Origin of the sequence: Pontibacter chinhatensis, from assembly GCF_900113285.1 — a bacterium.
GTDB classification, from domain to species: domain Bacteria; phylum Bacteroidota; class Bacteroidia; order Cytophagales; family Hymenobacteraceae; genus Pontibacter; species Pontibacter chinhatensis.
In genome coordinates this window covers 1,270,824-1,280,063 of record NZ_FOOT01000001.1, presented here as the reverse complement: position 1 = coordinate 1,280,063, position 9,240 = coordinate 1,270,824, and the positions used below count along the sequence as shown (strand labels likewise).

Below are 9,240 nucleotides of genomic sequence, written 5' to 3'. Positions count from 1 at the left end.
TGCTTATCATCGCTGTGTGAATGGTTATGGAAGTTAATAAAAAAGGTCCGAACTTGCGCCCAAACCTCCATTTACACAGTTAATTAGATACTGCCGGATTAGTGGTTTGATTTTATACTTTAGCTGTACTTTATACTTGCTGACTCACACTTTATACTTTCCTAGCCACTGCTTCCTTCCACTTGAACCAAGCTATCCTTGCTAGCTTCCGTTCATCCTCCAAACTTACATACCTATCGTTTCATCTACACTTTCTGCCCTCCTAGGCCGGGAGGCCTCGCCTTCGGGCATCGCGCTGCTTTCGCTTCCTTTGCTCCTGACGTCGCAATGCCTTTCAGGCACCGGAACCTCTCGAGGCGCTCAACCCAAAGGCTGGGAACAAGTTCGATAGCCGCTGCTGATGCAACTTCACCCAAAGTCCCCCTTTGAAGGGGGTAGGGGGATGTAATCGTACGCAGAAGTTCCCCTCCTCGCAGGGGTAAGGGGTGGGTTTTACATTGTGCGGACAGGTCGTGACCTGTCCGCACGGGAGCAGATACTATGAAATTTATACTTTGGAGAAAGTAATTACAAGCTCCCCTCCTTGGCTAAGGAGGGGTAGGGGTGGTTGGACCCGGTTTGGTAGGAACTTCCTATTCTTAAACTGGGGGAAAGTATCATTGCTCTTTCATCAACAAGCCAATAAGTTAATCGGAACAGCTTATAAGATAACAGGAACCTTTGCCAGGGGCACAGAACAGAAACAAAGCCTTAACAAAAGAGCCGCATTACTGCGGCTCTTTTGTTAAGGCTTATACTTTACACAATCGTGACTTTAATGCCCATTCCCTCCAATGCCCTTACCACATAGTCGGAAACGCCTTTGTCTGTGATGATCTGGTCGATATCCTCAAAGCCACAGATCTTACCGAAACCTCTTTTACCGAATTTTGTGGAATCGGCTAAGAGGATTGTTTTCTGGGATACTTTGATCATCTGCCGGTTGAGGTGCGCCTCCATCACGTTGGTAGTAGTCAGTCCAAACTCAAGGTCTATCCCATCAACTCCTAGAAACAACTTGCTGAAAGAGAAATCCTCTAAAACACCCTCTGCATAAGGACCCGTTACCGAAGAAGAGCTTTTCCGGAGCAACCCGCCCAGTTGAATTACTTCGATGTCCGGATGCTTTATCAGTTCTAAGGCTACATTCAAGGCCGAGGTAATAACTGTAAGGTTGCCTTTCGGCTGAATGTTTTTGGCTAGTGCCAGAACCGTGGTGCCGGACGCAATCAGGATGGAATCGTTAGGTTCTAAAAGCCTGGCGGCGGTGGCTCCTATGCGCATCTTCTCACTCGACTGAATCTTTTCCTTTTCGTTTACGGAGCGGTCGATGGTGTACGGGTTGTGCAGGGTAGCACCGCCATGTGTCCGGAAAAGCAGTCCTTTGTCCTCTAATAGCTTGAGGTCCTTTCGGATAGTGACCGAGGAAACGTTCATGTCGGTGCATAGGTCGGCCACATTGACTTTCCCTTCCTTTTGCAGTCTGTCAATGATCTGCTGATGCCTTTCGGCTATACTTACCATATTGTGCTATTTGCTTAAACAAGGAATGAGAGGTTGAAAATAGCATTTATTTTGCACCGGACATAGGGAAAACCTAATAATTATCGAAGAATTGGTGGCCGACATAGTAGGTTATTTCCTCAGCGCTGCATTGGGTGTATAGCTCCACAGGTCCGCTCCTAACCTGAAGTAAAAGACGCCTTGCGCATCCATTGCCATCACAAATGAACTCCCAAGTGTTGCAAAACTGGCTTTACCGTAAATAATGTAGTAGCAAGAACTGCACTAGCCCACATGATAATGCTTTAGCTAAGCTTATTTGCCTCATGGGGACGATTATATAGCGCCATAGTATATGTGCAGAATAGCACTGATGGTAGATGTTTAATGTCACTATATTTTAATATATTATTTTAAATCTTTTTGTATTCTGCTCTCGTTATCAAAAACTTCAAGTATTCCGTAAAGGGCTTGTTATACTAGCTTATAAGTAAGAATACATTACTTCTTTTTGTACCTTTTTCTGCTGTTCCATATTGAATTAACAGCTTTGTAGGGCGGGCTCCGCTCTACAGCATGCTGTTTTAAGGGTAGCGCCCATAAGTTCACAGGGATTTTATTTAACATGTTGGTAGGTGTTTCCTTAATGTCGATAAGTCGAGTTCCATTGTATTAATTCGATAACTGACTTACGCTGGAACGCCTTACTTTTAGGATAGTTTTTATCAGTGACATTACAGATAGATGCTTAAATAGCAGGTTTCTGAATTGGCTTACTGATTTTCTGCAAGGTGATTTTGCATTCGTAGAGGGTGAAAGGATAGTTGTTAGGTATTCTTCGCTCACACATAGTGGAGCGAAGAATGGGAGATGCAAAAGTGCTTATGCTAAATCGTTTTTCCGTAACGATTTGCTTGGTTTAGAACTCATCTTATAACAAATATATCCCTATGAAACACTGCTTTACGGAATTGCTTAACAGTAGCCATGTGAAGGAAAAGGGGCAGGTATGGCGCGCCATACTTTTCTCTGTAACCACAATGTGTGCGGGAATGAGCCCGGCGCAAGGCTATTCTGCTGATCATTATCAGCTTCAAATGACCTCCTTTGCTCTGGCCCTTAGCCCAGAAGTCAGCACGGCTGTTGCTAGCAAGTATGAATTTCAGATAACAGGCACGGTACGGGATGATAATGGCGTTCCGCTGCCTGGGGTTACGGTGCTTGTAAAAGGAACCAGCCTGGGCACCTCCACCAATACCGATGGTAGTTTTACCCTTTCTTTGCCTGATGAGCAGAGCAATGGCACGCTTGTCTTTTCTTTCATAGGCTTTGCAACCCAGGAGATCCCGATAAGCGGCCAAAGAGTCATAGACGTGACGATGGCAACCGATGCTAAAGCGTTGGAAGAAGTAGTGGTGACAGGGTATGGCACACAAAGAAAATCGGATGTAACTGGCTCGGTTGGCGTGGTAAGTTCAGAGGAGTTGCTCAAGGCGCCTGTTACGAACGCACTGCAGGGGTTGCAAGGTAAAATCGCCGGCGTGAACGTGAAGCTGAATTCAGGTTCACCGACCAGTAGCCCCCGCGTGGTTATCAGAGGGGTCGGGACGATTAACTCTTCCTCCAGTCCGCTTTATGTAGTGGATGGCGTGGTGATGGAAGATATCCAGTTCCTCAATCCGAATGACATAGAAAGTATAGAGGTGTTGAAAGATGCCTCTTCTACAGCTATTTACGGAGCGCGCGGAGCTAATGGTGTCATTCTGGTGACTACCAGAAGGGGAGCGGCGACGGAAGGGGTTGTCGTAGGGTATGATGGCTTTGTAAGCGTTGGGAAAATGCGCAAGAAAATGGACCTGCTCAACGCCGAGGAGTGGCTGCAGGTGGTGGAGACAGGCATGGCGAATACGCCCAAGTATCGGCCTGGTGTCACGCCAACCTTCACTAAATCAGACCCCAGACTTTTCGACGCCAGCGGCAACCCCTTGTATGATACAGACTGGCAGGAGGAAGCCACCCGCACGGCTATCTCCCATAACCACCAGCTCTCCTTACAGACAAGAGGTAATACGTCTTCCTTTGGAGCTTTCCTGAACTACGCCAAAATGGAAGGCATCATGCTGAACAGCTGGTTAGAGCGCGTGAACGGTAAGGTAGCCTACGATGCCACTCCTAAAAAATGGCTTTCTGTTGGCGTGAACCTACTCGTTAATTATACCCGCGAAAACGAGGCAGAAGAAGGCGGTGGGCACCAGATGCCGCGCCGTACCATGATAGAGATGCCCCCAATCTTCCCGGTGAAGTTCCCGGACGGTACCTGGAGTAACAGTAGCTTAATCAGCGATGCCTACAACCTGGAGGGAATGGCCAATCCGGTGCACGTGCTCCAAACCCAGGATCGCTTGAGAGATCGCACGCAGTATTTTGGCAATACCTACCTAACTTTCCACCTGTTACCCGGTCTCGATTTACGGACGCAGTTTGGCTTCGACAAGCACAACAGGAGCTTCAAAGAGTATTACCCTACTGACCTGCTGAACATTTCGAGCCCGTTGGGAAGAGCCTTTATCGGGGATTACTACATGAATTACTGGCAGGAGGAAACTTTCCTGTCCTACAACAAGGAACTCGGAGACCACCGGATCAACTCAGTGCTCGGCCTGAGCTGGCAGGAACGCTCCTACGAATACAACACAGCGGAAGCCAGAGGTTTTGCTGACGATTTTTTCAGGTACCATAACATGGGGGCAGCCAGTCAGCCGGGTGCGCCACAGTCAGGGTATGAGAAATGGTCTATGAACTCCTACTTCCTGCGGGGCGGCTATGCTTACAAAGACAAGTACTTGCTGACGCTGACCGGAAGAGTGGACGGCTCCTCTCGCTTCGGGAAAAACAACAAGTATGGTTTTTTCCCTTCCCTGGGTGTAGGTTGGGTGGTATCGAATGAGCCCTTCCTGCAGAATGCTACCCTCCTGGATCATCTTAAGTTCAGAAGCAGCTACGGGGTCACGGGCAACACCGAAATACCCACCTACCAGTCATTGGCAACCGTTTCCTCCGGCACAGTGCTGATAGGCGGGGAAAGACAGACGGCAAGCTTTCCATCACGCATGCCTAACCCGGATCTGAAATGGGAAAGGACCAAGCAGTTTGATGTGGGTTTTGATGCCCGCCTTTTCAATAACCGGGTAGGGCTGGAGTTTGACTACTACTATAAGCTGACCACTGACCTGCTGCTCGACCGGCCTATCCCTCACTCCACAGGCTTCAGCTCTGTTAGGGACAACATCGGTTCTGTGTCTAACCGGGGCATCGAGGTGATGCTCACCACCACCAACATCGACAACAGCGCCTTCAGATGGGAGTCTACCCTGAACTTCAACTACAACAAGAACAGGATAGAGAAGCTGGGAGAAAATGATGAAGACATTGAGATGGGGCCGTGGTGGGTATCAGGTAGCCAGACCATCCTGCGTGTTGGGGAGCCTGTCAGCTCTTTCTGGGGCTATGAACGCCTAGGAACCTGGGGCACAGACGAGGCGGATGAAGCCGCCAAGGTAGGTGCCGTACCGGGCGAGGCAAAGCGGGCACGAGAGAAGTCCATACTTGGCAAAGGCCTTCCGGATTGGACGGGCAGCTTCATCAACAACTTCCAGTACAACAACTTCGACCTTTCTGTTGACCTGCAGTTTGTTTACGGTGTGGATATCCTGCAGCAGTTTTATCACTCCACCGAGGATAGATCCGGCATTGCCAACGGTCTGCGTACCATTTTAACTGAAGGCTGGACACCGGAAAGACAGAACACCATGGTGCAGGAAATACGAAACCAGGCCTACGCCGGGCAAAACAGCGAGGTGGACAGCAGATGGGTAGCCAATGGTTCGTATCTGCGTGGCAACCTTATCTCGCTGGGCTACAACTTTGACAACACCTTCTTGCCAGCGCTGAACTTGAAGGCGCTAAGGGTTTACGCAAGTGTACAGAATGCTTTTGTCATTCACGCGGACGAGTTCCAGGGATATGACCCGGAAGCTACCTCCTGGGGAGGCGATCAATGGGGGCAGAACATCTTCTTCTTCCAGTATCCCAGACCGAGGACTTATACCTTGGGCTTAAACGTGAAATTCTAAAAAGACGCAAATGAAAAGCAATATGAAAAAGATAAGTGTAATACTCGCGTTGACAGGCTTAGTATGCTTTTCCTGTGAGGACTTTCTGGATGAGGTGCCAAAAAACCAGCTAAGCGCTGAGCAGAACTTTACCTTGCCGGCCCACGCCTATAATGCTGTGAACTCCCTGTATCGGAACGGTGCCCCGCAGCTATTTGATGGTGGAGTATACTTTGGAGCCGAAGCCATCATTGGCAACTATATGTCCGGCTTCTTCGACAACGAGTACAAGGGGCAGGAGGTGCACGTGCAACATGCCCAGCAGCTTACGCTGAACGGCAACAACCTAAATGGCTTCCTGGGAGGCATCTGGGACGACCTGTACCGCGGTATCTCGCGGGCGAATAATGCTATCAAGTATATTCCCACCACACCAGACTTAACAGATGCCGAACGTAACAAGCTGCTGGCCGAAGCCAAATTCTTCAGAGCCTATGCCTACTTTTACCTGGTTAGAATGTTCGGAGAGGTGCCTGTCGTAACAGAGCCCTACGAATCGCCCACTGACCTTTATGCTGCGCGGAATTCAATAAAAGAAGTATATAACCTGATTGAGGAGGATCTGAAGTTTGCCGTTAACGAAGGTGGCCTTGCCGAAACATCCATGGCCAACAACGGTAGCCGTATCACGAAAGGAGCTGCAGCCACTTTGCTTGCCGATGTTTACCTGACTATGAGCGGCTACCCGCTGCGGGAGGACAGGTATGCTGATGCAGCGGCCATGGCAGAGAGCGTTATTAACAGCGGCGCCTACAGCCTGACGCAGCACGACAGGGCAGGAGGTAATGTGGTGCTGGAAAACAGCGCCTACAATAAGCTCCGCAAAGGCGATGCCTCAGCTAATGAGTATGTGCTATACCATGAGTACGCGGTGGGCATTTCGGATAATGCTTATCCACAGTGGTCCTATCCTGTGTCGATGGCGCAGCACGTGGCTTACGCCCTCACCAACGGCGCCTACCAGCCAGTAAGGGCCTTTTTACTTGGGTATGATTCGGCGAAAGACCTGAGAGCACAGGAAAAGCAGTACTTCCACACAACACTCACGCTAGGAGACGGCAAGGTAGTCACGTTTGAGCCTTCGCCCTACATGTGGCACGACGACAATGCCATTTTTGAGACAGCCAGCTCCGGCAAAGACGTTGTAATGTACAGCTACTCGGATGTGTTGTTAATTGCGGCTGAGGCAAAAGCCAGATCACAGGGAGTATCGGCTGTAACTGCAGATTACCTGGCCCAAGTGAGGGGAAGAGCTTATTGGAAAGAGGACATGGCACAGATTAGGAATGGACTTGCCTCACTGTCAACGGAAGCTTTTGTGGAAGAAGTATGGAAGGAGCGATACCGGGAGCTGGTGTTCGAGTTCAGCTTATGGTTTGATATGATACGGACCAGAAAGTATCCCGAAACATCCGCTAGCAAGCCTGGTGAGATCACCTTTGTGGAACTGGTAGGGCATGCCAACAACTGGAATAAGGTATTCGAGGAGAAGCATCTGCTCTTCCCTATCCCAGAGGCAGAAAGACAGCGAAACCCGAGCCTGGGCGCTCAAAACCCGGGCTATTAATCGTTTCTTGAACTGAAGCAGCTTGCTAGTCCTGCTTGCAAGAGTTCAAAGCATAAATAAATTACAATTTCCTACGATTGCTTTTGTATATTAGATCTTAGCAGCCTTTCAGAAACTCCCTGGAAAGCCGCTAAGATCTACTATATTATGGTAACCATCTTCTCTGGTAGCCGACAACACCCTTGATAAAAAAGCATATGAAAGATTTTCAGGTCAAAAAAGAAGCAAAAAAGTACGATGCCGTGATTGTCGGCTCAGGCGCGGGAGGGGGCATGGCCGCCTATGTGCTAGCCAAGGCAGGGCTTAAAGTATGTATGTTGGAGGCAGGGGCAATGTACGATCCCGCCACAGACTCAGCACAGTTAAAAAATCCATGGGAGTCTCCCAGAAGAGGGGCTAGTACCAAGTTCAGGCCTTTTGGTGATTTTGACGGCTGCTACTGGGGATGGGAAATAGACGGCGAGCCTTACACAAAGGCAGAAGGAACCGAGTGGGATTGGTGGCGTGCCCGCATGCTGGGCGGAAGAACAAACCACTGGGGCAGAATCTCCCTGCGCTTTGGACCAAAAGATTTCAAGCACAAAAGTATAGATGGCCTTGGGGAAGACTGGCCCATCGGCTATGAGGATGTAAAACCATACTACGATAGGGTGGACAGGCTGATAGGGGTGTTTGGTACAAACGAAGGTTTGGAGGATGAACCCGACGGAGTTTTCCTGCCGCCACCGCTACCGCGTTTGCACGAACTGATGATCAAAAAAGCGGCCACCGGAATCGGCATCCCTGTTATACCTTCGCGCCTGTCGGTACTTACCAAAAAGATTAACGACGAGCGGGGGCAGTGCTTTTACTGCGCACAGTGCGGCCGTAGCTGCAAGGCTTACGCAGATTTTTCCTCTTCCTCCTGTTTAGTTAAGCCTGCTGTGGAAACTGGCAACCTGGATGTTATTCCGCATGCCATGGCACGCGAAGTAATCACGAACTCAGAAGGCTTGGCAACCGGTGTGTCTTATGTGGATACCCTGGACATGCAGGACTACCAGGTGGACGGAAGAGTAGTTATTTTGGCGGCAAGCGCCTGCGAAAGCGCGCGTCTGCTGCTCAACTCAGTTTCCCGGCGTCACCCGAACGGCTTGGCCAACTCCAGCGACGTAGTGGGCAAATACCTGCACGACTCCACCGGGGCTGCGATGGGAGGAGTGCTCCCGCACCTCATGGGCCGCAAGCGCTACAACGAGGATGGTGTCGGTGGCATGCACGTTTATACTCCCTGGTGGCTGGACAACAAGAAGCTGGACTTCCCGAGAGGTTACCACATTGAGTACTGGGGAGGCATGCAGCAACCAGCGTATGGCTTTGGCTGGGGAATTGAAAACCTGAATGGAAAGATGCAGGTGCATGGCAAAACCAAAGAGGCGGGCGGCTACGGTAAGTCCTTGAAAGACGACTACCGGTTCATGTATGGCGCGGGTGTAGGTATGGCCGGCCGTGGAGAAGCCATCGCTTTTGAGCACAACTATTGCGAGATTGACCCCAACGTGGTGGATAAGTATGGCATTCCGGTGCTGCGCTTTAACGTGAAGCACTCTGATTATGAGATTAACCAGGCCAAACACATGAACGAGACCTTCAAGGAAATCATGCATGAAATGGGTGCCGTCATCACATGGGGTGGCGACAACGGACCTCACAACAAATGGGGTTTGGAGAATCCCGGCAAGATCATCCATGAGGCGGGCACCGTGCGCATGGGCAACGACCCAAAGCGATCAGCCTTGAACAAATGGAGCCAGGCTCATGATTGCAAGAACCTTTTCTGTGTAGACGGAGGGCAGTTTGTATCCCAGGCAGACAAGAACATTACCTGGACGATTATGGCCCTGTCGATGCGCGCCTCCGAGTACATCGTGGATCAAATGAAGAAGCAAAACCTCTAGGAATATTTCCGATTAAAATCAG

The 9,240-nt window shown here is 49.9% G+C and carries 4 protein-coding genes; 3 read left to right on the top strand and 1 reads right to left on the bottom strand.

From position 1 onward, the window contains the following. Positions 1 to 798: 798 nt before the first annotated feature. Entirely contained in the window at positions 799 to 1,563 is a 765-nt protein-coding gene (gene agaR, locus BM040_RS05350) for a transcriptional repressor AgaR (protein ID WP_092099413.1), read from the bottom strand. Positions 1,564 to 2,492: 929 nt separating this feature from the next. On the opposite strand from agaR, the gene BM040_RS05345 reads away from it, so the two are divergent. The 3 genes from BM040_RS05345 (at position 2,493) to BM040_RS05335 (ending at position 9,218) form a co-directional block, all read left to right on the top strand. Continuing rightward, a complete protein-coding gene (locus BM040_RS05345) occupies positions 2,493 to 5,675 on the top strand; it encodes a SusC/RagA family TonB-linked outer membrane protein (RefSeq protein ID WP_217646693.1) in 3,183 nt (1,060 codons plus the stop codon). Positions 5,676 to 5,697: 22 nt separating this feature from the next. After that, the gene (locus BM040_RS05340; RefSeq protein WP_092099494.1) at positions 5,698 to 7,281 is read left to right on the top strand and encodes a RagB/SusD family nutrient uptake outer membrane protein; all 1,584 of its coding nucleotides are present in this window, start codon (positions 5,698 to 5,700) and stop codon (positions 7,279 to 7,281) included. 197 nt (positions 7,282 to 7,478) lie between these two features. Continuing rightward, complete coding sequence (locus tag BM040_RS05335; RefSeq protein WP_092099493.1) at positions 7,479 to 9,218, top strand: GMC family oxidoreductase; 1,740 nt, start codon at positions 7,479 to 7,481, stop codon at positions 9,216 to 9,218. Positions 9,219 to 9,240 lie beyond the last annotated feature (22 nt).